General features: G+C 63.7%; 22 protein-coding genes. 13 read left to right on the forward strand and 9 right to left on the reverse strand.

The features are described 5' to 3' along the window. The first annotated feature begins 312 nt into the window (after window positions 1-312). The 11 genes from DENOEST_RS15485 (at window position 313) to DENOEST_RS15535 (ending at window position 11,612) form a co-directional block, all read left to right on the forward strand. Entirely contained in the window at window positions 313-2,124 is a 1,812-nt protein-coding gene (locus DENOEST_RS15485) for a DUF294 nucleotidyltransferase-like domain-containing protein (RefSeq protein WP_145771487.1), read from the forward strand. A 339-nt stretch (window positions 2,125-2,463) separates the two neighbouring features. Then, window positions 2,464-3,075 carry a 3'-5' exonuclease gene (locus tag DENOEST_RS15490; protein ID WP_197970638.1) on the forward strand — a complete coding sequence of 204 codons (612 nt, stop codon included), beginning with the start codon at window positions 2,464-2,466 and terminating at the stop codon, window positions 3,073-3,075. Window positions 3,076-3,330: 255 nt separating this feature from the next. Next, window positions 3,331-3,759 carry a c-type cytochrome gene (locus tag DENOEST_RS15495; RefSeq protein ID WP_145771489.1) on the forward strand — a complete coding sequence of 143 codons (429 nt, stop codon included), beginning with the start codon at window positions 3,331-3,333 and terminating at the stop codon, window positions 3,757-3,759. 29 nt (window positions 3,760-3,788) lie between these two features. Next, window positions 3,789-5,171 (forward strand): cbb3-type cytochrome c oxidase subunit I, encoded by a 1,383-nt coding sequence (locus DENOEST_RS15500; RefSeq protein WP_145771490.1) that lies wholly within the window; start codon window positions 3,789-3,791, stop codon window positions 5,169-5,171. Window positions 5,172-5,222: 51 nt separating this feature from the next. Further along, window positions 5,223-5,879, forward strand: a complete 657-nt coding sequence (locus DENOEST_RS15505) for a cytochrome c oxidase subunit 3 family protein (protein ID WP_232096520.1) — start codon at window positions 5,223-5,225, stop codon at window positions 5,877-5,879. Between the two features lie 5 nt (window positions 5,880-5,884). Continuing rightward, window positions 5,885-6,157, forward strand: a complete 273-nt coding sequence (locus DENOEST_RS15510; RefSeq protein ID WP_145771491.1) for a cytochrome C oxidase subunit IV family protein — start codon at window positions 5,885-5,887, stop codon at window positions 6,155-6,157. Next, window positions 6,154-6,966: a CbbQ/NirQ/NorQ/GpvN family protein gene (locus tag DENOEST_RS15515; RefSeq protein ID WP_145771492.1), complete on the forward strand. Its 813-nt coding sequence runs from the start codon at window positions 6,154-6,156 to the stop codon at window positions 6,964-6,966. Before DENOEST_RS15510 ends, DENOEST_RS15515 begins: the two co-directional genes overlap by 4 nt. Window positions 6,967-7,007: 41 nt before the next feature. Beyond that, window positions 7,008-7,427, forward strand: a complete 420-nt coding sequence (locus DENOEST_RS15520; RefSeq protein ID WP_145771493.1) for a hypothetical protein — start codon at window positions 7,008-7,010, stop codon at window positions 7,425-7,427. 137 nt (window positions 7,428-7,564) lie between these two features. After that, entirely contained in the window at window positions 7,565-8,590 is a 1,026-nt protein-coding gene (locus DENOEST_RS15525; RefSeq protein ID WP_145771494.1) for a 4Fe-4S binding protein, read from the forward strand. Between the two features lie 143 nt (window positions 8,591-8,733). Continuing rightward, window positions 8,734-10,608 (forward strand): nitric oxide reductase activation protein NorD, encoded by a 1,875-nt coding sequence (locus tag DENOEST_RS15530; protein ID WP_145771495.1) that lies wholly within the window; start codon window positions 8,734-8,736, stop codon window positions 10,606-10,608. A 272-nt stretch (window positions 10,609-10,880) separates the two neighbouring features. Next, window positions 10,881-11,612 (forward strand): UPF0149 family protein, encoded by a 732-nt coding sequence (locus DENOEST_RS15535; RefSeq protein WP_145771496.1) that lies wholly within the window; start codon window positions 10,881-10,883, stop codon window positions 11,610-11,612. 159 nt (window positions 11,613-11,771) lie between these two features. Here the strand turns inward: DENOEST_RS15535 and DENOEST_RS15540 are convergent, their stop codons facing one another. After that, complete coding sequence (locus DENOEST_RS15540) at window positions 11,772-11,993, reverse strand: RNA-binding S4 domain-containing protein (RefSeq protein WP_145771497.1); 222 nt, start codon at window positions 11,991-11,993, stop codon at window positions 11,772-11,774. A 107-nt stretch (window positions 11,994-12,100) separates the two neighbouring features. On the opposite strand from DENOEST_RS15540, the gene ylqF reads away from it, so the two are divergent. Continuing rightward, window positions 12,101-13,012, forward strand: a complete 912-nt coding sequence (ylqF, locus tag DENOEST_RS15545; RefSeq protein ID WP_145771551.1) for a ribosome biogenesis GTPase YlqF — start codon at window positions 12,101-12,103, stop codon at window positions 13,010-13,012. Window positions 13,013-13,014: 2 nt separating this feature from the next. On the opposite strand, the gene DENOEST_RS15550 is transcribed toward ylqF, so the two are convergent. From DENOEST_RS15550 to DENOEST_RS15570, 5 genes are all read right to left on the reverse strand, one after another. Next, window positions 13,015-14,625 (reverse strand): methyl-accepting chemotaxis protein, encoded by a 1,611-nt coding sequence (locus DENOEST_RS15550; protein ID WP_170228248.1) that lies wholly within the window; start codon window positions 14,623-14,625, stop codon window positions 13,015-13,017. 88 nt (window positions 14,626-14,713) lie between these two features. Then, entirely contained in the window at window positions 14,714-15,061 is a 348-nt protein-coding gene (locus DENOEST_RS15555; protein WP_197970639.1) for a hypothetical protein, read from the reverse strand. A 4-nt stretch (window positions 15,062-15,065) separates the two neighbouring features. Further along, on the reverse strand, window positions 15,066-15,569 hold the full coding sequence (locus DENOEST_RS15560; protein WP_145771498.1) for a TlpA family protein disulfide reductase: 504 nt from the start codon (window positions 15,567-15,569) through the stop codon (window positions 15,066-15,068). Window positions 15,570-15,665: 96 nt separating this feature from the next. Next, the gene (locus DENOEST_RS15565; protein ID WP_145771499.1) at window positions 15,666-17,372 is read right to left on the reverse strand and encodes a cation acetate symporter; all 1,707 of its coding nucleotides are present in this window, start codon (window positions 17,370-17,372) and stop codon (window positions 15,666-15,668) included. Further along, window positions 17,369-17,677, reverse strand: coding sequence for a DUF485 domain-containing protein (locus tag DENOEST_RS15570; protein WP_145771500.1), 309 nt, complete (start codon window positions 17,675-17,677; stop codon window positions 17,369-17,371). Before DENOEST_RS15570 ends, DENOEST_RS15565 begins: the two co-directional genes overlap by 4 nt. A 925-nt stretch (window positions 17,678-18,602) precedes the next feature. Here DENOEST_RS15570 and DENOEST_RS15575 point away from each other — a divergent pair. Next, on the forward strand, window positions 18,603-19,583 hold the full coding sequence (locus DENOEST_RS15575) for a cytochrome c family protein (protein ID WP_145771501.1): 981 nt from the start codon (window positions 18,603-18,605) through the stop codon (window positions 19,581-19,583). A 389-nt stretch (window positions 19,584-19,972) separates the two neighbouring features. Here DENOEST_RS15575 and fba read toward each other — a convergent pair whose 3' ends face one another. From fba to DENOEST_RS15590, 3 genes are read right to left on the reverse strand one after another with little or no spacing between them, the layout of a single operon-like run. Beyond that, on the reverse strand, window positions 19,973-21,037 hold the full coding sequence (fba, locus tag DENOEST_RS15580) for a class II fructose-bisphosphate aldolase (protein ID WP_145771502.1): 1,065 nt from the start codon (window positions 21,035-21,037) through the stop codon (window positions 19,973-19,975). 18 nt (window positions 21,038-21,055) lie between these two features. After that, window positions 21,056-22,495, reverse strand: a complete 1,440-nt coding sequence (gene pyk, locus DENOEST_RS15585; protein ID WP_145771503.1) for a pyruvate kinase — start codon at window positions 22,493-22,495, stop codon at window positions 21,056-21,058. A gap of 13 nt (window positions 22,496-22,508) precedes the next feature. Next, complete coding sequence (locus tag DENOEST_RS15590; RefSeq protein ID WP_145771504.1) at window positions 22,509-23,672, reverse strand: phosphoglycerate kinase; 1,164 nt, start codon at window positions 23,670-23,672, stop codon at window positions 22,509-22,511. Window positions 23,673-23,680 lie beyond the last annotated feature (8 nt).

The raw sequence follows: 23,680 nt of genomic DNA on the forward strand, positions 1-23,680 counted from the left end.
TGTTAGGTTTGCCCCCTACCGTTTTTTCGACACGTAAAAAGTCTAGCACGGCGCCATCGACCCATCACAATCCATGATCAACGCGCATGGTCGCCGACGCCACCCCCGAGGATGAAAATGCGCAAAGACAAATTGAACGCCCTCCACCCCCGTTCCACGGCCGGCTTCGGCGGCGCGAAGCCGTGCTTTGCGCAACCCCGCCTACGCCCCCTTCCCAGGGCGGGGCTACTAATAGGCTCGCTGCGCTCAATGGTTACACTCGGCTCCGGCGCAGATTTTTCACGTTAACCTCTCCCCGGACGAGCGCTGACCATGCCGAAATCCTTCAACTTCGCAGCCCCGCCCTTCGACAGCCTCGACTCCGCTGAGCGGGAACGGGTGCGAGCCGCCCTGGATATCGGCTACTACCGCGCCGGCGAGGTGATCCTGGATGCCCACGCATCCCCCGCCCATCTGCATGTCCTGATCAAGGGCGTCGTCCTTCAGCAGGTCGGCGACGAAACCGTGGCCAGCTATGGCCGCGACGACTACTTCGACATGCGCGGCCTGGTGGCCGGCAACAGCAGCAGCCGCTTCGTCGCCGGCCAGGAAGTACTGACCTATCTGCTGCCCAAGGACATGATCCAGGAACTGATTTCCGCCAATGCCCAGTTCGGCGCCATGCTCTTTTCGGAGCTTTCCGAGAAGCTCGATGCCCTGGCCGAGCGGGGCGGCCGACGCGAACTGCATTCCCTGCTCACCGCACGGGTCTCCCAGGCCTTCGTGCGCCAGGCCTGCCATGTGGATGGCGATACCCCGGTGAGCGAAGTGGTACGCCTGATGATGGAGCGAAAAATATCCTGCGTACTGGTGGATGACAGGGCGCGCCTGGGCATCTTCACCACCACCGACCTGCAAAAGGCCGCCATTTCCGGCCAGGACTGCGCCCGGCTCCGGGTCAGGGACTTTTCCAGCTTCAGGCTGGTCACCGTGCACAGGCAGGATTTCGTCTTCGACGCCCTGGTGGCCATGATCCGCAAGGGTATTCACCGCCTGGTGGTGCTGGACGGCGAGCGAATCTTCGGCATTCTGGAACAGCTCGACCTGTTGAGCTTCCTGGCCAACCACTCCCACATCATCTCCTTGCAGATAGAGCAGGCGCACAGCGTGGCGGACCTGGAAGCGGTGGCGCCCCAGGTCCAGCGACTGATCGCCATCCTCGACGGCGGCGGGGTCAAGGTGGAACTGATCGCCCGGCTGGCCCAGGAACTCAATCGGCAGATTTTTGCCAAAGTCTGGCAGTTGGTGGCCCCCGCCGCGCTACAGGCCTGCAGTTGTCTGCTGGTGATGGGCAGCGAGGGCAGGGGCGAGCAGGTGCTGCGTACGGATCAGGACAATGCCCTGCTGATCGCCGATGACTACCAGGGCGCCGACATCGAGGACGCATGTAATCACTTCAATCAGGTGCTGAAAAATTTCGGTTACCCGGAATGCCCCGGCAACATCATGGCCAGGAACCCCCTCTGGCGCCAGTCTCTGGGACGCTTCAAGGAAACCCTGCGGCACTGGGTCCATGAGCCCAGCGCCGAATCCCAGATGAACCTGGCCATCTTCATGGATGGGGCGGCGGTAGCCGGAGACAGCGAACTGCTGGAGGAAGCCCGAGCCCATCTGTTTTCTCTGGTCACTGACCACGCCGGTTTCTTCGGCCACTTCGCCCGAGCCATCGACATCTTTGACGAACCGGGACACTGGTGGTCCCGGGTACTGCATCTGGGTGCCGACGAAGGCGTCGTAATCGACCTGAAAAAGCAGGGCATCTTTCCCATCGTCCACGGCGTGCGTGCCCTGGCCCTGGAAGGCGCCTTGAACCAGGTTGGCACCGTGGCCCGGCTTGAGGCCCTGGCCCAGACCCAGGTACTGGAGCGAGGCATGGCGGAGGAACTGACCCAGGCCCTCCATTACCTGATGGGCCTGCGCCTCAAGGCCGGCCTGCAAAGCCTCGCCCTGGGACAGTCCCCGGACACCCTGATCCGTCTCGACAGCCTCACGTCCTTCGAACGGGACATTCTCAAGGATTGCCTGCATCAGGTAAAACGCTTCAAGGCCCTGCTGCACCACCACTTCCACCTGGAGGCATTCTGAATGGACCTAAAAACCGCAAATCCAGCCATAGAGATCACAGAGGACACAGAGTCGGCGCGGGTCTGCCGTGGTTCGCCATTTCACCCTACATGCGTGTCATTGCCCCCCCCTTGCAACTTACTGATCTTCCTCTGTGATCTCTGTGTCCTCTGTGGCTAACTGAGGTTTTAAGTATGAAACGACCCCATGCTCACTGCGTTCGTTGCCCCCCGAGGGGGCGCATTACACAATCCGGAGCCGCAACCGCCGTCACCCCCTCCCTCGGGGAGGGGGCTGGGGGGAGTGTCCTCCAATTCCCCACGGGGTTCGCCTCGCGACCTCCGTGGGGAGGGTAGTCCAGTGAGCCTGCTGCGCCGCCTGCAAGGGCTCTGGTGGCGCCGGCGCTTGCTGCGCTCCGAGTTCCGCCACCTCTTCGACGAACCGCCGGACGGAGAATGGGTCGCCGTGGATTGCGAAACCACGGGCCTCGACACCGCTCGGGACGAGATCGTTTCCATCGGCGCGGTACCCATTCGGGGCCAGCAAATATTGACCAGCAAGCGGCTGGAATTGCTGGTCAGGCCCACTCTCGCCCCCAGCGCCTCCAGCATCCGCATCCATCACCTGCGGGAAATGGACGTGCAGGGAGGCCTGGCGCCGGATGAGGCCATCCACCGTTTCCTGGAATTCGTCGGTCCCCGTCCCCTGGTGGGCTATTACCTGGAGTTCGATGTGGCCATGCTTGACCGGCTGGCCCGCCCCTACCTGGGGATTCCCCTGCCCCAGCGAAAAATCGAGGTCTCGGCTCTTTATTACGACTACAAGTACCGCCAGAACCCCGACGCTTCCATCGACCTGCGCTTCGCCACCATTCTGAAAGACCTGGACCTGCCCCGGCGTGAGGAGCATGACGCCTTCAACGACGCCCTGATGGCAGCCCAGGTATTCGTCAAGCTGCATCACCAGCGCTAGCTCCGCAACCTTTCTTTGCCCCTCTCGCACCGTGGAACTCAAAAGAGGCATAAAAAATCTTGCTTTAAGATTTTGATGGCGCTACTATAAGCTGCATATTTTTTACAGCTTATACCCATCATCGCAGGAGGGACGCGCCAGAACAGCGACAATCACAGACGACCAAGCATTTCCCGGCCTGGACCGGGCTTTCAATACAACAGTGGCAAGCCAAGCCGGCGCCGCTCACTCACAACATGACTTGAGGAAACTACCATGAGTGGTGTTTTCACCAAATCGATGGCGCGCAATGTGTTTTATGGAGGGTCGGTGTTCTTCTTCCTCCTGTTCCTTGCGCTGACCTTCGACACCGTCCGGACGCTACCCAAGCGCGACATGCGGCAGAACATCACGCCCCTGGTCGTCGAGGGCAAGAAGATCTGGGAAACCCGCAACTGCATCGGCTGCCACACGCTGCTCGGCGAGGGCGCCTATTTCGCGCCGGAACTCGGCAATGTCGTCGCCCGCTACGGCGAGGATGGCGTCAAGGCCTTCATCAAGGGCCGTCCGGTCAATGGCATTCCCGGCCGCCGCAGCATGCCCCAGTTCAACCTGACCGATCATGAACTGGAGGCCATCACCGCCTTCCTGAAACACGTGGGCACGATCGATACCGCCAAATGGCCGCCCAACATTCAGGGCTGATCGTCAGTCAAGCAACCAAGGAGAGAGTCATGCAATACTCATCCCAGGCGGTCGCCAAGCCATACTTTGTCGCCGCCATCGGCCTGTTTGTGGGTCAGATCATTTTCGGTCTGGTCATGGGCCTGCAATACGTCATGGGGGATTTTCTGTTCCCCGCAATCCCTTTCAACGTGGCCCGCATGGTCCACACCAACCTGCTCATCGTCTGGCTGCTGTTCGGCTTCATGGGAGCGGCCTACTACCTGATTCCCGAGGAATCGGAAACCGAGTTGTGGAGCCCCAAGCTGGCGAAAATCCTGTTCTGGATCTTCCTGGTAGCCGGCGCCCTGACCGTCGTCGGCTACCTCACGGTGCCCTACGCGACCCTGGCCAAGCTGACCGGCAACGACCTGCTGGAAACCATGGGTCGCGAGTTCCTGGAGCAGCCCCTGCCGACCAAGCTGGGGATCGTGGTGGTGGCCCTGGCTTTCCTGTTCAACATCACCATGACAGTACTGAAGGGCCGCAAGACCGCCATCAGCACCGTGTTGCTGATCGGCCTGTGGGGACTGGCGGTCTTCTTCCTGTTCAGTTTCTATAACCCAGTCAACGTGGTGCTCGACAAGATGTTCTGGTGGTACGTCGTGCACCTCTGGGTCGAAGGCGTCTGGGAACTGATCCTCGGTGCGATGCTGGCCTTCGTGCTGATCAAGATCACCGGCGTGGATCGGGAAGTCATCGAGAAGTGGCTGTATGTGATCATCACCCTGACCCTGGTCACCGGCCTGCTCGGCACGGGACACCATTACTTCTGGATCGGCACGCCGGAATACTGGCAGTGGATAGGCTCGGTCTTCTCCGCCCTGGAGCCGATTCCCTTCTTCGCCATGACCGTCTTCGCCTTCAACATGGTGAACCGCCGCCGTCGCGAGCATCCCAACAAGGCCGCCACCCTGTGGGCCCTGGGCACCGGTGTGATGTCCTTCCTGGGGGCTGGCGTGTGGGGCTTCCTGCACACCCTGGCGCCGGTGAATTACTACACCCACGGTTCCCAGATCACCGCCGCCCATGGCCACATGGCCTTCTACGGCGCCTACGTGATGGTGAACCTGACCATGATCTCCTACGCCATGCCCTTGCTGCGGGGGCGCCAGGCCAACAGCGAGAAGTCCCAGGTACTGGAGATGTGGAGCTTCTGGCTGATGACCATCGCCATGGTCTTCATCACGCTGTTCCTCACCGCCGCGGGCATTCTCCAGGTCTGGCTGCAACGTATCTCGGCCACCCCCCAGTCCTTCATGGTGGTACAGGATCAGATCTCGGTCTTCTACTGGATGCGGGAATGGACCGGTGTGATTTTCCTGATCGGGCTCCTGGTCTATCTCGTCAGCTTCTTCGTCGGCGGCAAGCCGGCCCAGGTCAAGACATCCTGAGTTGATCTCCCTGGGGCGGCTTTGTCAGCGCCCCGTTCCGGGCACCCCCGGGTGCCCGCTTTTTTCCTGCCTCCTGACTGCAATCTGAATTCCATCTACGTCATGCCCCGCACCATCGCCTTGCCACCCGCCACCGTCCTGCCTGCGCCGAACCTGCGCGGCGACCTCGCGGTATGGATATTCATCCTCGCCGAGCTGCTGGCCTTCGGTGTCTTCTTTCTCGCCTATGCGTTTGCGCGGGCCCGCAATCCGGCCCTGTTCGACGCGGCCCAGGCCAGTCTGGACCGTCACGCCGGTGCCCTCAATACCTTGCTGCTGATCACTTCCAGCGCCTGCGTGGCCCAGGCTGTCGCCATCGTGCGGGCCGCCCGGACCGATTATTCCCGCCGCGCCGCCCGCCTACTGCTGGGCGCCATCGCCTGCGGCCTCGGCTTCGTGGTCATCAAGGGCAGCGAGTACGCTGTCCATTTCGCCGCCGGCATGGAATTGTCGAGCAGCACCTTCAGCATGTTCTATCTGGGCCTCACCGGCTTCCATTTCTTTCATGTGCTGCTCGGCCTGGCGGTGCTCACCGTGCTCTGGCAACAGACCCGGGCCGGGGCCTATGGGCGGGGCAACGCCAATGGTCTGGAGAGCGGCGCCGCCTACTGGCACATGGTGGATCTGGTCTGGCTGGTGCTCTTCCCCCTCGTTTACGTGATGCGCTGAAGACCATGACTTCCTCATTCCTTCAGTTCTCGCCCCGAGCCGTCTGGGTGCTGCTGGTGACCGCCACCGGCCTGACCTTCGCCGCGGGTGAATGGATGGCCTCCGGCCGTCTGCTGATCGTCGGCGTGCTGGCCCTGGCTCTGGTCAAGGGCAGCCTGGTTGCCCTCGATTTCATGGAGCTGCGCCACGCCCCCGCCCTCTGGCGCCGGATCGTGCTGGGCTGGCTGCTGCTGGTCGTCAGCGGAATCGTTTTTGCCTATCTGAAGGGATCGTCATGAACACCATCGTCGAACCGGGCCTGGTCGCCGACCTCCCGATACCGAGCTACACGCCGGCCGGCAACGAGACCCAAATCTTCGAACTGGCCTGGCAGAATCGCCTGCCCCTGTTGCTCAAGGGCCCCACCGGCTGCGGCAAGACCCGCTTCGTCGCCCACATGGCGGCGCGCCTGGGCCTGCCCTTGCTGACGGTGGCCTGTCATGACGACCTGACCGCCGCCGATCTGGTGGGCCGCCACCTGATCTCCGGGGAGGGCACGATCTGGAGCGACGGTCCCCTGACCCGTGCGGTGCGCCTGGGCGGCATCTGCTACCTGGACGAGGTGGTCGAGGCGCGCAAGGACACCACCGTGGTGCTCCACCCCCTGGCCGACGACCGCCGCGTGCTGCCCATCGACCGTACCGGCGAACTGCTGGCGGCGCCACCTTCCTTCATGCTGGTGGTGTCCTACAACCCGGGCTATCAGAACCTGCTCAAGGGCATGAAGCCCTCCACCCGGCAGCGCTTCGTCAGCCTGAGTTTCGACTTCCCGGCGCCGGAACGGGAGATCGAAATCGTGCAGGGCGAGACCGGTCTGGACGGTGCCCGTTGTGCCCAACTGGTCAAGCTTGCCGGTGCCCTGCGGGCGCTGAAAGACCGGGACCTGGAAGAGGCGGCCAGCACACGCCTCTTGATCTACGCCGCGACCCTGATGCAGTCCGGCCTCGCCGCCGAGGATGCCTGCCGGGTGGCCATCGTCGAAAGCCTGTCCGATGAACCGGCCACCATCGCCGCGCTGATGGACGTGGTGCGGGCGGTGTTCGGCTGAACCGATCCGGCCCTGTCCTTCCTCATGCGTCAGGTTCAGTCATGATTGCCCCAGACGACGCAGCCAACCGTCGCCTCGCCGTGGCGGCCGAGGGTCTCTATCTGGCCAATCTGCTGATCGCGCCGGGTCTGGCCTTCCTCATCCTGCTCTGGCTCTGGCGCAGGTCGATGGCCAAGGGGCAGCCTGCCGATCCCCTGGCCCGCTGCCATCTGCGCCAGACCCTGGTCGCCAGCCTGTGGGCCGGCGCACTGTTGCTGGGCCTGGGCCTGGCGATACTGCTCATCGGCGGCCTGCACGCGATGGGGAGCTGGATGCTGCTGATCCTCTATTTCATCTGTGTGCATTCGGCCCTGGTGCTCTTCGGCCTGATCGGCCTGTCCCGGGCACTGGCCGGCCAGCCCTTTCGCTTTCCGTTAACGCGCATGGTCGCCAGCACCACCCCCGAGGATGAAAATGCGTAAAGGCGAATTGAACGCCCCCCACCCCCATCCCCGCCCCAGGGCGGGGCTACCCATCGGCTCGCTTCGCTCGTTGGTCACACTCGGCGCCGTTGATGCTTTTCCGCGTTAATCGGGCCTGCCGAACCAATCGATCCGCAATGAATTACCGCGTCATTCCCATCCATCCGGCCCCCAGCAGCAGCACGGCTGTCGAGCGCAAAAAACAGGCCTGGCGACTGCTGGCCCAGATGGCCTTCTTCACCGTCTTCGTGCTGACACCCCTGTTTGATGTCTTTCGTTACGACCTGACCCGGGGCCATGCCTATTTCCTGGGCATGGAATGGCACCTGGGCATCGACGCGCTGTTGAGTGGCCAGGTGGACGCCCTCTCCGCCGCCTTCAATATTCTGCTGCGCCTGTTCGTGCCCATCGCTGCCATCGCCGTACTGGTCATCGGCATCTCCTGGAAATGGGGCCGGCTTTATTGCGGCTGGCTGTGTCCCCATTTTTCCGTGGTGGAGACGGTCAACCGCCTGATGATCGTCGCCACCGGCAAGCCCAGCCTGTGGGAGCGCCGGCCCCTGCCGGGCCGCCAGGCCGACGGCAACCTCCGGCAGCCGGACCGCCGGGCCTGGGCACTGGTGCTGCCCCTGGCCCTCGGTTTTGCCCTGGTCTGGGCAGTGGTGTTGCTGAGTTATCTGATGCCGCCGCTGGAAATGTATCCCCGGCTGTTCTCCCTGTCCCTGCAACGCTATGAAGCGATCTTCATCGGCGCCGCGACCCTGGTGCTGAGCCTGGAATTCCTGCTGGCCCGGCACCTCTTCTGCAAATACGCCTGCGCCGTCGGCATGTTCCAGAGCCTGGCCTGGATGGGCAACCGACAGGCGCTGGTGGTGGGTGTGGACCGGTCGCGCCTGGCCGAGTGCGCCGACTGCCTGCAAGGGGAGGGCAGCGCTTGCGAGGCAGCCTGCCCCATGCGACTGAAGCCCCGTTCCATCAAGCGCCTGATGTTCGCCTGCACCCAGTGTTCCCAGTGCATCTCGGCCTGCGCCACGGTGCAACAGGACAATCCCCGGGGCAGTCTGCTGGCCTGGGTCCAGGACGAGGCGGCAAGCCAGCTCGAAGGCGGCTTCAAGGCGCCCCGCTCAACGCGCATGGATACCAGCGCCACCTCCCGAGGATGAAAATGCGCAAAAGCCAATTGAAGGCCCCCCACCCCCATCCCCGCCCCGGGGCGGGGCTACCCATTGGCTCGCTGCGCTCGACTGTCACACTCGGCTCCGTTGTTGCTGTTTCACGCTAATGGGCCACGGCAAGGAGAACTGAAATGGAAGAATGGGTCGGCGGTCTCTGGCATCGCCTGGTTACCCGCGCCGCCGGCGGCCATTATCCGTCGGCGGCGGTGAAGCTGACGGAGATGGAACGGCATATCGGCGTGCTCTATCGGGCCTTCGGCGGCGATGGCGGCCGCAGCATAGGCGGTGCCGCCGCCGACCGCCATCATGCCCGGCGCCGCTGGCTGCCACGTCTGGCCGGCAGCGACGAACGGGTGTCCCTGGCCTGCCTCGAAGCCGAGGCCTTGCGCTTGCCGACGAACATCGACTGCTTCGCCGAGCGGGAACTCAACCGGGACCTTTACCTCTGGCTCGCCGCCCTGGCGGCCTGCGACGTGGCGCCCCAGTCCCCCTGGCTGACACGCAACCGGCGCGCCGCCGCCACCGCCCTGACGCGCTTCCCCGGCCTGGCGGTGCGCTACCGGCGACTGGTGGCGGCCCATCTGGCCCAGCGCATGGCGCCGGAGGAATTGCCCGCCGACGAGGCGGCCCAGGAGCAGGCGATCCGGACCGCGCTGCTGGACCCGATGACGGAGCCGGGCCGCGAATTCCCTGACCTGGCCCCATCGACCTCCGCCTTCAGTCGCAAGCCTCGGCCGCCCCAGCCGGTATTGCTCTGGCTCTCCCCCCTGTCGCCCCAGGCGTCGAGCTTGTTGTCGAATGGCGCGGATGAGCACGGTGCGTCCCAGGGGGCCGGCCAGGACAGCGCTGCCGACCCGGACCCTACCCACCGGGCCGAACGGGTTGCCCTGCCCCAGCCCAAGAGCCCTTTCCTGATGATGTTCCGGGCCGAGAGCCTGCTCACCTGGGGCGAGTATCTTCAGGTCAACCGCGCCTTCGATGACGACCCCGACCCCAAGGCCCGGGATGCTGCCCGGGACCTGGACCATCTGTCCCTGGCCCGGGGCGGGCCGCCCCTGCGCGCCACGGTGAAGTTCGACCTGGACCTGCCCTCGGCCGCCGCCGACGACCTGCGGCTGGGCGAGGGCATCCCGTTACCCGAGTGGGACTACCGCCAGGGTCTGTTGCAGGAGGCCCATGTCCGCCTGCAACCCATGCAGGCCCGGGCCGCGCCACCCCTGGCGCTGCCTCACCATCTGGCCGCCGCCGCGCGCCACCTGCGCAACCGCTTCGCCGCCCTGGCGACAGGGCCCCGCTGGCTGCGGGGCCAGCCCGATGGGGAAGAGATCGATCTGGATGCCAGCATCCGCCACTTTGCCGAGCGGCGTTCCGGCGCGGTGCCGGAGAGCGGCCTGTATTGCTCCCGCCGCCCCCAGGACCGCAACCTGGCCTGCCTGCTGCTGGCCGACCTGTCCATGTCCACCGATAGCTGGGTGTCCAACCAGCACCGGGTCATCGACGTGGTGCGGGACGCCGCCTTCCTGTTCTGTGAGGCCCTCTCGGCCACCGGCGACCGCTTCGGCGTCTATGGTTTTTCCTCGGTGAGGCGCGGCCATGTCCGCTTTCATGTGGTCAAGGATTTCGCGGCGGCCTACGACGCCCGGGCCCGGGGCCGCATCGCCGCCCTGAAGCCCGGCTACTACACGCGCATGGGTGCCGCCCTGCGCCAGGCCACGCGCATCCTGGCCGAGCAGCCGGCCCGGCGCCGGCTGTTGCTGCTGCTCTCCGACGGCAAGCCCAACGACCTGGACGAATACGACAGCCGCTATGGCATCGAGGACACCCGGATGGCTATCATGGAAGCGCGCCGCCTGGGCATCACGCCCTTCTGCGTCACCATCGACCGGGAAGGAGGCGACTACCTGCCCCACCTGTTCGGCAAGGCGGGATTCCAGATCATCAGCGACCCGGACCAGCTTCCCACCCGGCTGCCCAGGCTCTATGCCGAACTGAGCCGCACGTCGTAAGCCCGCCTCCTGGCCGGAGGCAGGGCTCTGGATTTTTTCAGGATTCCTGATTAGCCAGCATGGTCAGCCAGCGTCCACGAAACCGTCATTCCGGGGCTGCCCGCGAGGGCAGAACCCGGAATCCAGAGGCGCACGGGTGGATTTTCTGGATTCCGGGTTCCGCTGCGCGGTCCCGGAATGACTCGGCTGAGTGTCGGGGCTAATCAGGTCAGGATTTACGGCCCTTGCACTATCCGTTACCCTGGGCCGGACTTTCTGCCGACGATATTCCGATGACTTCCCTCCCCAGCACCCTCACTGACTTGCCCTTGCTGTCCGAAACCGAACTGGCCGAACTGGACCGCTTCCTGGCCTCGGACGCCACCCCGGACCAAACCATGATGGTCGATGCCATCGACGGCTATCTGACCGCCCTGTCCCTGGGTCCGGTGGAAGTACCCACCGAGCGCTGGATGCCGGGCATCTGGGGTGCCGGTGGGGCAGCCGGTCCCCGGTTTCAAGATGCGGAGCAGGAGCGGCATATCACCGGGCTGATCCTCCGGCACCGAAGTGGCATCGCTGCGGCCCTGGATGCAAATCCCGCAGGCCTCAACCCGATCTTCGATGCCGTCAGCTATCAGGACAAGGCCCGGGAATATCTGGATGGGGAGATGTGGAGCTATGGCTTCATCCAGGGCATCAGCCTGGCCCGGAGCGCCTGGCAGCCCCTGTTCGAGGATCAGGAAGCCATGGAGGCCCTGCTGCCGATCTATGTGCTGGGGGCCGACGGCCTGACTCCGGAACAGCGCCTGCTCGGCAATACGCCCCTCAAGCGCGAAGCCCTGACCCGGCGGATTCCCGTCAGCATCGACGCCCTGTGGCGCTTCTGGCATCCCGGCCACCGGCCCACGGCCAGGCCCGCGCCCACGGTGCCCCTGCGCCATGCCGAAGCCCGGGTCGGCCGCAATGACCCCTGTCCCTGCGGCAGCGGCAGGAAATGGAAAAAGTGCTGTGGTGCCCACTGAAGTGGGCCGCCACCTGCTTGTCCTTGGATTGCCGTCCGTCACACCGGCGAAAGCCGGGGTCCAGTGTGTCGATTTTCCTGGATTCCGGCCTTCGCCGGAATGACGCAGGGGATTTGTTCGGTTCTTGTCGAAGGGGCTGTCCTGAGCCTGTCGAAGGGCTCAGGCCGTGGCAATGATGCGGATTTCCGCATCCCCCAGGCGTACCACTTCGCCACCCCGCAGTTTGCGCCCCTTGCGGATCTCGGGCTGGCCATCGACGCTGACCTGACCGCCAGCGATCAGGGCCTTGGCTTCGCCTCCCGAGCCGGCGAGGCCCTGCAGCTTGAGCAGCACGTGGAGTTCGATGAATTCGCCATGGAGCTGGAAGGTATCGGAGGGCATCGGTAAGCGTTCCGGGTGGTGGTGATGGGGCGCTGTCAGGGAAAATCCCTGCGGCGGCGTCCCGCCCCATGGATAATACGGGCCTTTCCTTCTCTTCTTACTCCGCCATGCCCGTCCAGTGGTTTCCCGGACACATGACCTCGGCGCGCAAAAAAGCCGCCGAAACCATGGCCCGCACCGACGTGGTGATCGAGGTGCTCGATGCCCGTCTGCCCGAGGCCAGCAGCAATCCCATGATCCGGGAGCTGCGCCTGGCCCGCCAGCGGCCCTGCCTCAAGGTCCTCAATAAATCCGACATGGCCGATCCGGTGGCCACCCGCGCCTGGCTAGATCATTTCAACAGCCAGCCCGGCGTCAAGGCCATCGCCATTTGCTGCAAGAAGGCCGGAGATGTGGCCAAGGTGACGGCCCAGTGCCAGTTGCTGGCCCCCCACCGGGACGACACCCTGAAACCCCTGCGCATGATGATCATGGGCATTCCCAACGTGGGTAAGTCCACTCTGATGAATGCCCTGCTCAAGCGCAAGGTGGCCGCGGTGGGCGACCAGCCGGCGGTGACCAAGTCCCAGCAGAGCCTGGATATCAACAACCGCATGAGCCTGACCGACACGCCGGGCATGCTCTGGCCCAAGATCCAGCACGATAGCGACGGCTACATGCTGGCCGCCAGCCATGCGGTGGGGATCAATGCCGTGATCGAGGAGGAGGTGGCCACCTTTCTCGCCGCCATCCTGTTGCAGCGCTATCCGGCCCTGCTCCAGGCCCGTTACGGATTCGATCCGGCGGCCATGGATGCGGTGGCGGTGCTGGAGGCCGTGGCCCGCAAGCGGGGCTGCATCCTCAAGGGCCGCCAGGCCGGTCAACTGGATATGGACAAGGCCTCCATCATCCTGCTCACCGATTACCGCAACGGCACCCTGGGTCGCATCAGCCTGGAAACCCCGGCCACCCGGACGGTCATGCTGACCGCTGCCCGGTCCGCCGCGACTGCCGACGAAGGGCAGGCGCCGGAAGAATAGCGTCACACGTTGAACTTGCTGACCGAGGCTTCCATACTGAGGGCGAGATTCTTGAGTTCCTCGGCGGACTGGGCGACCGAGGAAATCACTGTGCTGGTCTCCTCGGTCATTTGGGCGATGCCTTCGACGTTGCGCGCGATGTCCTGATTGGCCTGGTTCTGCTCGTGCAGGGAAGCCGATATTCCATCGATGGAGGCCAGCACCTGATCGACGCCTTGCTCGATTTCGGTCATCGACGATCCCACGCGATGGATCATCGCCACGCCAGCCTGCACTTGTTCGATGTCCTGGGACATCGCTGCGGCGGCTTCATTGGTGCCGCTGCGCACCGAATCCACGGTGGTCTTGATTTCCATGGTGGCATTGGCCGTGCGTTCGGCCAGCTTGCGCACCTCGTCGGCCACCACCGCGAACCCCCGTCCCTGCTCCCCTGCCCGGGCCGCCTCGATGGCCGCATTGAGGGCCAGCAGGTTGGTCTGGTCGGCAATCTCCCGGATCACATCGACGATGCTGGCGATTTGCGCGGAGCGTTCGTCGAGGGCGGTCAAGGACGTTGCGGTCTCGGTCACTGCCGCGGCAATGCGGTCCATTTCCGCAACGGCCAGTCCCACCTCGACGCCCCCCTTGGTTGATAGCTCCCGCGCCGCCTCGCCGCTTTTATGGACACCATTCGCGTTCTCGCTGATGACCGAGATCGATACCGACATTTCCTCAATGGAGGCCGCCATCGCCGACGATTTGTCGCTCTGGTTGCCCGCTGCGATGGACACCTGTCCGGCCGCCTGGGAAAGGGAGGCCGCCGCCCGGGTGATGGAACGGGTGGAATCACCAATCTCCCGCACCAGACTGCGCAGGCCCTCCTGCATGTCCCGAATCGCACCCAGCAGGCTCTGTTGTCTTCCCGCTGGGATGAGCACCGCCTGGGTCAGATCGCCCGCGGCGATGCGCCGGGCAATCTGGGCGGCGTATCCCGGCTCGCCCCCCAGGGTCCGCAGCAGCGCGGTGTACACGGCCAGGCCGGAACCCATCATCAGCATGCCGACGACTGCGCCCAGCAAGACGCTGTTGCGCTGGGCAGCGACGATTTCCTCCTCGGTTTTGCTTGCGGAGGCTTCCATGTTCCCGCGCACGGTGTTTTCCAGGATCACGACTTTTTCGGTCAGGCTCTCCGCCTGGGCGTCAAAGCCGTCTCCGGGCTGTTTCATCAGGGCATTGCCGGCCTCGCGGCCCTGATGAATGTAGGCCTTGGCCATTTGAATACCCAAACTGTGGAATTTTTCCAGGCCGGGTTTGATGGCGCTGACCTGATCCGCCAGGGCCGGATTGATCCGCGCCACATTGTCCAGATCCTTGACTGCGGCGTCATAGGCATTCCTGGCATCCTGGAGCCCTTCCTCTTCGCCTGTCGCCGAAACGTCGGTCAGGTATTGCTGGATCTGCACGATCTCGAAACGGGCCTGCAACATCGCCACCAGAGCGGGCACCGCCACGGCATTCTCGGCCTTGGAACTGTTCTTGGCACTCTGAAAACCTGTCCAGATGACCAGGCAGAGCAGGCCCAGGACCAGCAGGGTGGCCAGGGTGGACAAGGAAATGAGTCGTTTGATGGACATGGAGGAGGAGACATGGCTACATAAGCAAAACGCTATATTACTTTCGTTATGCCGAAAGTAATAGGTGATCCGTTCCGGATCGCCGCCGTCAAGGCACGGGCGTATCGCGGGCCTGCTCCCGAACCGCCTGCCGCGCCTTACGCTTTTCGTTCAGGCAGCGGCCCTTTTCTTCCAGCCAATAGACTCCGTTGCCGACCACCACCACGCTGCCGGAAACCACTGCCGTGGTGGCCGAGACCACCCCGGCCAGTACCAGCAATTCCACGCAGCCGTCGTTGACGCAACGCCCGAAGAGGCCGACCTGGGTGACTTCCAGGGTCATGTGACGCTGCTGGACACCGCACTCCGGGTCGTAACGGGTGGTGGTCTGGGGCAGATAAATGCAGCCGGTCAGTAGTGCGGCACCCATCAGCAGCATGGCTGTCCGGGGCGCCATGGACTCACATCCGGATGCCGAAAGCCTTGCCGATCAGGTCCCGGGACTCTGGGCTGTCCCAGTCCCGGGCGCCGTAGTACTTGCCCAGCACCTTGCCCTGGGCGTCCACCAGCAGGGTCAGGGGAATGCGGTCGGCCCCCAGCATGTTTTCCAGCAGAAGCTGCTGGTCGATGAAGTGACTGAAACGGGTGCCGGATTTTTTCATCACGGCCCGGGCGGCCTCGGGGTAGTCGTCGGTGGAAATGCCGATCACCGTATAGCGCTTGCCGTCGTGACGGCGGGAGAGCCGCTCCAGGGAGGCCATCTCCTGCCGGCAGGGGGCGCACCAACTGGTCCAGACATTGATGACCAGCGGCTTGCCGCGGAATTCTGAAAGCTTCCGGGAGGGGCCGGACAGGCCCTGCATGGTTGCGTCCCGCAGGGTGCCGCCGACGGGAACTTCCCCGGGAGTTTTGGCCAGTGCCAGGCTGGTGGCCACCAGGCAGAGCAGTAACAGGATCGTTTTCATTCCGGAAGTCTACCAGGCACCCCACTCCGAGCAGTGTCCTCCGGGCGCACCATGAAAAACCCCGCCCGAGGGCGGGGTTGGCTGGAGCGCCGTGGCTCAGTGGGCGGCGGCGGTGTTGGCGCCGATGCCGGTCATGGAGCGGACAAACTGGGCTTCGAAGGCCAGCTTCTCCTTGGTGGCCTGGCGGCTCTTGTCCGTTACCGAGAACAGCCAGCAGCAGAAGAAGGCCAGGGCCATGGAAAACATGGCGGGGTTGCTGTAGGGAATCAGGGGGTCCTTGGACATCTTCAGGGTATCCACCCAGACGCTCTTGGTCATCACGATCAGGGTGACCGAGCTGATCAGGCCGACAAAGCCACCAACCACTGCGCCCCGGGTGGTGAGGTTCTTCCAGTACATGGAGAGGATCAACACCGGGAAGTTGGCCGAGGCCGCGATGGCAAAGGCCAGACCCACCATGTAGGCCACGTTCTGCTTCTCGAAGACGATGCCCAGCATGATGGCGATCACCCCCAGACAGACTGTGGCGATCTTGGAGACGCGGATCTCGTCCTGCTCGTTGGCACGGCCCCGGGCGAAGACGTTGGCGTAGAGGTCGTGGGACACGGCGGAGGCGCCCGAGAGGGTCAGCCCCGCCACCACGGCCAGGATGGTGGCGAAGGCCACGGCCGAGATGAAGCCGAGGAACATGTTGCCGCCGACCGCGTGAGCCAGATGCACCGCCGCCATGTTGTTGCCGCCCTTCAGTTCCAGCTTGCCGGAGAGGGCCATCTTCGCCGCATCCAGATATTCAGGATTGGTGGAGACGAAGAGGATCGCACCGAAGCCGATGATGAAGGTCAGTATGTAGAAGTAGCCGATGAAGCCCGTGGCGTAGAACACCGACTTGCGGGCTTCCTTGGCGTTCTGCACCGTGAAGAAGCGCATCAGGATATGGGGCAGGCCGGCGGTGCCGAACATCAGGGCCAGGCCCAGGGATACGGCATCGATCGGGTCCTTGATCAGGGAGCCCGGGCCCATGATGACCTTGCCATCCGCCACATTGTTGGCGTCCTGGAATACTTCCACCGCCTTGGTAAACATCATCTCGGGCGACAGGCCGTTCTGCCACAGCACGGCGCCGGCCATGAAGGTTGCACCGGCCAGCAGCATCACCGCCTTGATCACCTGCACCCAGGTGGTGGCCAGCATGCCGCCGAAGAGCACATAGGACACCATCAGCACGCCCACCACGACCTCGGCCACGACATAGTCCAGGCCGAACAGCAGCTTGATCAACTGGCCCGCGCCCACCATCTGGGCGATCAGGTAGAAGGCCACCACCACCAGGGTGCCGGTGGCCGCCATGGAGCGTACCGGCGTCTGGGAAAGACGGAAGGAGGCCACGTCGGCATAGGTGTATTTACCCAGGTTGCGCAGCCGCTCCGCGATCAGGAAGGTGATGATGGGCCAGCCCACCAGCCAGCCGATGGAATACAGCAGGCCATCGTAGCCCTTGGCGAAGACCATGGAGGAAATACCCAGGAAGGAGGCCGCCGACATGTAGTCGCCGGCGATGGCCAGGCCATTCTGGAAGCCGGTGATGCCGCCGCCGGCCGCATAGAAGTCCGCCGCCGACTTGGTGCGGGCGGCAGCCCACTTGGTGATGGCCAGGGTGAAGGCGACGAAGATGCCGAACATGGCAATGGCGGGCCAGTTGGTGGCCTGTTGCTGGGCCTGGCCCAGATCGCCGCCAGCGGCCAGGGCCGCGCCGGAAAGTAGCAGGGCCAGGAGCGGGGCGGATTTGAGGATGGACGGTTTCATTTGGAGGCCCTTTCCACAACGTCATGGGTCAGATCGTCGAACTCGCTGTTGGCGCGAAAGACGTAGATGCCGGTGAGCACAAAGGCGCTGAGAATCACGCCGATGCCCAGCGGGATGCCGACAGTGGTGAGCCCGCCGGACAGGGACTGCCGAAGCACACCGGGGGCCAGGGCCACCAGCAGGACGAAGCCGAAATAGATGAACAGCATCAGTCCCGCCAGGGTCCAGCTCAGGCGGCGCTTCTTGTGGACCAACTCCTGGAATTGCGGGTCCGCCTGGACCCGTTGGGCAAGTTCCTGCCTCATGATGTCTCCTCCTCCGTAATGATTGGTTTAGTCGAAACCCGGAGGCCGGAAGTGCCATCGGGCTGACGATCCTCATTCCGTTCCAAGGCACCGGCAGGTGCTTTTTCAGGAATGCGTGATGGCATCGTAGGAGCGATGCCTTACCCGAGGCTTACAGATTAGAAATTATGAAGACCCGCTCGTGGCCAGGGATTTGGCGGGGGTGGGACGGATCGTGAAATACGGATGGAGTAAGCTGACCGTAAGAAAATATCGCTACAGTCCTGCCCGCTGTTCTCCTTTACGGTCTTGGGAGTCGGGTGGATTCCGCAACGGAATCCTAACCGCTCGGGAGGCGACCGACCCCCTGCGAGGTCGCCTCCCACCGTCTTTTCTTTTTATGTGTTGTGGACTTGCCGGAACTCGCCCCGGCGGGCGAGGGGCGATGCCCTCGCCCATGGCCCATAAAGCGCACCCCCACCTATCCTCCCCCGCCAAGCGGGGGAGGTAACCAGTCACCCCGCCCTTGGGGCGGGGATGGGGATGGGGGTGGGCACTTCGATTGCACCCGTGTGATGGCTTGCCATCACACCCTGCTGCCCCGGCCTGACTGCGTCAGGCTCCCCTCCCTCCACAAGCCCCGCCGGGCCGAGAGAAAGGCGGAGCCGTGCGACGATATGGAAGAAAAGCATCCCGCATCGCCACCCCAAGAGTTGCCATAGACATTGCTCCACACCGTGGACCAGGATATTCTCTTGACATGCAGGGGCACCCAAAAAAACGCCTCATGAACATCATGCCCCTGCAACGAACGGGCACAAAGCCAGATATGGGGAAGTCGAATGGGACGCATGGCATTGGGGACCCCGACAACTTCACACTAGACGTCTTGCCATCGTGTCATTCAACCGGAACGAATCGCCCTTGAAAACATAGGAGGCCCTCTATGAAAAGGCAACAATGGGTAAAGGCTTTGGTGTTGGCGGTGATAGTGCTTGTCCCAACCTTTTATTACGTCGCGATTCCGGCCTTTGTGCGATCACAGACGTCACAGGGCACCAGTACATACTTTGTCAGGGGTCACGAGTCCGTTAAAGGGGCGGAATCCTGCAAAACTTGCCATCCTCGACACTACGAGCAGTGGAGCCGGTCGCTCCATGCCAAGGCATACACCTCAGTACACTTTGCGCAGCGTGCCGAGGAGTTGAGCTGGGGAATGCCAACTGAACAATGCGTCTTCTGCCATGCGCCACTCGCGGCACAAGGAGTCCCAATGGAGGAAAGCATTACCTGCGAAGTCTGCCATGGTCCTGGATTGACGCAAGCGGTTGTACGTGACGTGTGCAAAGGCTGCCATGGCCAGCCTCTGGGCGAGACAGAACCGGAGCCATCGGCCATCATGCAGAGCACGCCGCTAGAGTTCGAGCGCAGTGTCGCCAAGCGTGACGGGCAAACGTGCCCGGATTGTCATATGCCCAAGCAGGGCGGTATGAGCTTCCATGGTTCCAAGAGTTCGCGCGTTGCGCCAGAGTCCTATAAGGGGGTGGTACGCGTCGAGAACATTGAACGAAGGAGCTCTCAGATCGTGGTGACGGTCAAGAATAACGTCACAGGCCATTGGCTTCCGACAGGTGCCGCGACAAACGTGATCTTCCTGGAAGTGGTTGGATACGACGCCAAAGGACAGGTGGCCTATCAAAACGAGCATCGCTTCGAAAAGAGCGTCTTCTCTTTCCGCAAAATGCCCATGGCGGTCACCGGTGACACACGACTAAAAGATAACGAAAAGCGGGAAGTAACGTTCGATGTCCCCATGTCCGTAGTCCGCATAAGTGCGACCCTAACGATCAAGCCTCGCCTATTGAGCGGAGAAGCCGTTGAATTCGTGATTGACCATAGAGATACAGCAATCGGGTTAGCAGGGTGAATTGATTATTCCCTCAGCGCACGGCTCCGCCTTTCTCCCCTTCTGACCCGCCGAGCGGAGCAAGTCCTGCCGGGGGATTTCCGGCGGCTATGTCCGAGCCGCAGGCGAGTTTAGCCGCCGGCCCGGCGGGGCTTGTGGAGGGAGGTGAGGCCGCAGGGCCGGGGCAGCAGGGTGTGATGGCAAGCCATCACACGGGTGCAATCGAAGTACCCACCCCCATCCCCGCCCCACGGGCGGGGTGACTGGTTACCTCCCCCGCCTGGCGGGGGAGGATAGGTGGGGGTGCACTTATTGGCCATAGGCTAGGGCATCGCCCCTCGCCCGCCGGGGCGAGTCCCGGCAATCCTCGCAAGCGCGGCCCTGTCCCTGAAACCCACTGACGAATCAGCTCACTTGACGATCTGGTTCAGTTCGCCCTTGGCATAGCGCTCGGCCATCTTGTCCAGGGGTACCACCTTGATCTGGCTGGCGCGGCCTTCGCAGCCGAAGGCCTGGTAGCGGGCCAGGCAGATTTTCTTGGCGGCTTCCCGAGCGGGCTTGAGGTAGTCACGGGGATCGAACTTGCCGGGGTTCTCGGCGAAGTAGCGGCGGATGGCGCCGGTCATGGCCAGGCGGATGTCGGTGTCGATATTCACCTTGCGCACGCCATGCTTGATGCCATTGACGATCTCTTCCACAGGCACGCCGTAGGTCTCCTTCATGTCGCCGCCGAACTGGCGAATTTCCGCCAGCAGTTCCTGGGGCACGGAGGACGAGCCGTGCATCACCAGGTGGGTGTTGGGGATGCGGGCATGGATTTCCTTGATGCGGTCGATGGCCAGGATGTCACCGGTGGGCTTCTTGGTGAATTTGTAGGCGCCGTGGCTGGTGCCGATGGCGATGGCCAGGGCATCGCAGTTGGTCTGCTTGACGAAGTCGGCGGCCTGGTCGGGATCGGTCAGCAGCTGTTCCCGGGTCATGGTGCCTTCGGCGCCGTGGCCGTCCTCCTTGTCGCCCTTCATGGTTTCCAGGGAGCCCAGCACGCCCAGCTCGGCCTCGACGGACACGCCGATGGAGTGGGCGAACTTCACCACTTCCTTGGACACGGCGACGTTGTATTCGTAGGAGGCGGTGGTCTTGCCGTCGGCCTCCAGAGAGCCGTCCATCATCACGGAGGAAAAGCCGGACTTGATGGCGGCCATGCAGATCGCCGGGGACTGACCGTGGTCCTGGTGCATGACAATGGGCAGGTGCGGATAGGCTTCCAGGGCCGCCAGGATCTGGTGGCGCAGGAAGGGCTCGCCGGCATATTTGCGGGCGCCGGCGCTGGCCTGCATGATCACCGGGGCATTGATCTCGTTGGCTGCCTCGCAAATGGCCCACACCTGTTCCATGTTGTTCACGTTGAAGGCGGGCAGACCGTAACCGTTCTCGGCGGCATGGTCGAGCAGTTGACGCATGGATACGATGGGCATGGAAGTCTCCTCAAAAAATTAGGCGGGGGGAGCGGGGTGTTCCCCCACTTTGACGATCTTCAGGGTATTGGTGCCGCCGGTGTGGCCAATGGGCTCGCCGATGGTCAGCACGATCAGGTCGCCGGGGGCCACCACGCCCTGATTGATCAGCAACTGCTCGGCCTCCCATAGTAGCTGGTCCCGATCCACGTGCTTCTGCTTCATCAGCAGGGGGAACACGTTGCGGTAGAGGCTCATCTTGTAACGGGTGCGAATCTCCGGGGTCAGGGCGTAGATGGGAATACCGCTGTTGAGGCGGCTCATCCACAGAGCCGTGGAGCCGGACTGGGTAAGGGCGGCGATGGCCTTGACCTTGAGGTGAACGGCAGCGAACAGGGCCGCCATGGCGATGGACTGGTCGATGCGGGTGAACAGCCGGTCGAGGAACTGCTTGTCGATGGCCACGTCGGTGGATTTCTCCGCCTCGCGGCAGATGCGTGCCATGGACTCCACCGTTTCCACAGGATACTTGCCGCTGGCGGTCTCGGCCGAGAGCATCACGGCATCGGTGCCGTCCAGCACCGCGTTGGCCACGTCAGAGACCTCGGCTCGGGTGGGCACGGGGCTGGTGATCATGGACTCCATCATCTGGGTGGCGGTGATGGTGAACTTGTTGTGTTCCCGGGCCAGCCGGATCATTTTCTTTTGCAGGGCAGGCACGGCGGCGTCGCCCACTTCCACGGCCAAGTCGCCCCGTGCCACCATGATGCCATCGGAAGCCGCCAGGATGTCCTCCAGGTTGGCCACGGCTTCCACCCGCTCGATCTTGGCGATCAGCAGGGCGTTGGAGCCAGCACGGACCAGGAGCTTTCTGGCCTGCTGCATGTCCTCGCCGGACTTGGGGAAGGAGACCGCCACGTAGTCCACGCCGATGTCGGCGGCGGTGCGGATGTCGGCCCGGTCCTTGGCGGTGAGCGCCGGGGCGGTGAGGCCGCCGCCCTGGCGGTTGATCCCCTTGTTGTTGGAAAGCCGGCCTCCCAGGCGCACTTGGGTGATGACTTCCTGGGCCGCCACTTCCAGCACGTCCAGCACGATGCGTCCGTCGTCCAGCAACAGCACGACACCTTTTTCCACATCATCGATCAGGTCGGGGTAATCCAGGCCCACCCGTTCCTGGTTGCCCAGGGTGCAGGCCACGTCGAGCACGAAGCGGTCGCCGGGGTTCAGGTCCACATGGCCATGCTCGAACTTGCCGACGCGAATCTTGGGGCCCTGCAAGTCGGCCATGATGCCGATGGTGCGGCCAGTGACATGGGTCACCCGGCGCAGCAGTTCCACCCGGGCTCGGTGATCGTCCGCCGTGCCATGGGAGAAGTTGAGGCGTACCACGTCGATGCCCGCCTGGGCCATCCGGGTCAGCACCTCCTCATCGCTGGAAGCGGGACCCAGGGTGGCGACGATCTTGGTGCTGCGCTGCATGAGGTGTCTTTCTTCAGGAGTGGGCGCGGGATTCGAGGATGTCCACTGCGGGCAGTTTCTTGCCTTCGAGGAATTCGAGGAAGGCGCCGCCGGCGGTGGAGATGTAGCTAACCCGGGTGCCGAATTTGTTGATGGCGGCGATGGTGTCGCCGCCGCCGGCCAGGGAGTAGGCCTTGGAGTCGGCAATGGCTCGGGCCAGGGTCTTGGTGCCGCCCGCGAAGGAATCGAATTCGAACACCCCCACAGGACCGTTCCAGACGATGGTGCCAGCCTGGGCGGCAATGGCGGCCAAAGCCTGCGCCGATTCGGGGCCGATGTCCAGGATCATGTCGTCGTCGGCCACGTCGTCCACCCGCTTGATGGTGGCTGCGGCAGTGGCGGAGAACTCCCTGGCGCAGACCACGTCGGTGGGCAGGGGCACGGCCACTTTGGCCATCACATTCTTCGCCTGGTCCACCAGGTCGGGCTCGGCCAGGGACTTGCCGATCTTCTTGCCGGCGGCCAGCAGGAAGGTGTTGGCGATGCCGCCGCCAACGATCAGTTGATCCACCTTGTCGGCCAGGGCTTCCAGCACTGTCAGCTTGGTGGAGACCTTGGAGCCGGCGACGATGGCGGCCAGGGGCCGGGCCGGCTTGGCCAGGGCCAGGGTCAGGGCTTCCAGTTCGGCGGCCACGCAGGGGCCGGCGCAGGCCACCGGGGCGTATTTGCCCATGCCGTAGGTGGTGGCCTCGGCCCGGTGGGCGGTGCCGAAGGCATCATGGACCCAGACGTCGCACAGTTTGGCCAGTTTCTGCGACAGGGCGTCGTCGGACTTCTTCTCGCCCTTGTTCATCCGGCAGTTTTCCAGCAGCACCACTTCGCCGGGTTGTACTTCAAAGCCGCCGTCCACCCAGTTCCGCACCAGGCGCACCGGCTGGTCCAGCAGTTCCGCCATGCGTATCCCGATGGGGGCCAGGGAATCTTCTTCCTTGAACTCGCCCTCCGTGGGGCGTCCCAGGTGGGAGGTCACCATCACTGCCGCGCCTTGGTCCAGGGCGTAGCGGATGCCCGGCAGGGCGGCGCGGATGCGGGTGTCGTCGGTGATCGCCCCGGCGGCGTCCTGGGGCACATTGAGGTCGGCGCGGATGAAGACCCGCTTGCCGGAAACGTCGAGGTCGGTGAGCTTTTTGAAGTTCATGGCTGGGC

It is taken from the genome of Denitratisoma oestradiolicum (assembly GCF_902813185.1).
GTDB lineage: Bacteria > Pseudomonadota > Gammaproteobacteria > Burkholderiales > Rhodocyclaceae > Denitratisoma > Denitratisoma oestradiolicum.

What these genes read in the sequence shown, in the direction of transcription:
- DENOEST_RS15555 (WP_197970639.1), bottom strand. Translation starts at nt 15,061, where the DNA reads ATGGCGCCCCGGACAGCCATGCTGCTGATGGGTGCCGCACTACTGACC.
- DENOEST_RS15520 (WP_145771493.1), top strand. Translation starts at nt 7,008, where the DNA reads ATGATTGCCCCAGACGACGCAGCCAACCGTCGCCTCGCCGTGGCGGCC.
- fba (WP_145771502.1), bottom strand. Translation starts at nt 21,037, where the DNA reads ATGCCCATCGTATCCATGCGTCAACTGCTCGACCATGCCGCCGAGAAC.
- DENOEST_RS15530 (WP_145771495.1), top strand. Translation starts at nt 8,734, where the DNA reads ATGGAAGAATGGGTCGGCGGTCTCTGGCATCGCCTGGTTACCCGCGCC.
- ylqF (WP_145771551.1), top strand. Translation starts at nt 12,101, where the DNA reads ATGCCCGTCCAGTGGTTTCCCGGACACATGACCTCGGCGCGCAAAAAA.
- DENOEST_RS15495 (WP_145771489.1), top strand. Translation starts at nt 3,331, where the DNA reads ATGAGTGGTGTTTTCACCAAATCGATGGCGCGCAATGTGTTTTATGGA.
- DENOEST_RS15560 (WP_145771498.1), bottom strand. Translation starts at nt 15,569, where the DNA reads ATGAAAACGATCCTGTTACTGCTCTGCCTGGTGGCCACCAGCCTGGCA.
- pyk (WP_145771503.1), bottom strand. Translation starts at nt 22,495, where the DNA reads ATGCAGCGCAGCACCAAGATCGTCGCCACCCTGGGTCCCGCTTCCAGC.
- DENOEST_RS15510 (WP_145771491.1), top strand. Translation starts at nt 5,885, where the DNA reads ATGACTTCCTCATTCCTTCAGTTCTCGCCCCGAGCCGTCTGGGTGCTG.
- DENOEST_RS15515 (WP_145771492.1), top strand. Translation starts at nt 6,154, where the DNA reads ATGAACACCATCGTCGAACCGGGCCTGGTCGCCGACCTCCCGATACCG.
- DENOEST_RS15590 (WP_145771504.1), bottom strand. Translation starts at nt 23,672, where the DNA reads ATGAACTTCAAAAAGCTCACCGACCTCGACGTTTCCGGCAAGCGGGTC.
- DENOEST_RS15575 (WP_145771501.1), top strand. Translation starts at nt 18,603, where the DNA reads ATGAAAAGGCAACAATGGGTAAAGGCTTTGGTGTTGGCGGTGATAGTG.
- DENOEST_RS15535 (WP_145771496.1), top strand. Translation starts at nt 10,881, where the DNA reads ATGACTTCCCTCCCCAGCACCCTCACTGACTTGCCCTTGCTGTCCGAA.
- DENOEST_RS15485 (WP_145771487.1), top strand. Translation starts at nt 313, where the DNA reads ATGCCGAAATCCTTCAACTTCGCAGCCCCGCCCTTCGACAGCCTCGAC.
- DENOEST_RS15565 (WP_145771499.1), bottom strand. Translation starts at nt 17,372, where the DNA reads ATGAAACCGTCCATCCTCAAATCCGCCCCGCTCCTGGCCCTGCTACTT.
- DENOEST_RS15550 (WP_170228248.1), bottom strand. Translation starts at nt 14,625, where the DNA reads ATGTCCATCAAACGACTCATTTCCTTGTCCACCCTGGCCACCCTGCTG.
- DENOEST_RS15570 (WP_145771500.1), bottom strand. Translation starts at nt 17,677, where the DNA reads ATGAGGCAGGAACTTGCCCAACGGGTCCAGGCGGACCCGCAATTCCAG.
- DENOEST_RS15525 (WP_145771494.1), top strand. Translation starts at nt 7,565, where the DNA reads ATGAATTACCGCGTCATTCCCATCCATCCGGCCCCCAGCAGCAGCACG.
- DENOEST_RS15540 (WP_145771497.1), bottom strand. Translation starts at nt 11,993, where the DNA reads ATGCCCTCCGATACCTTCCAGCTCCATGGCGAATTCATCGAACTCCAC.
- DENOEST_RS15500 (WP_145771490.1), top strand. Translation starts at nt 3,789, where the DNA reads ATGCAATACTCATCCCAGGCGGTCGCCAAGCCATACTTTGTCGCCGCC.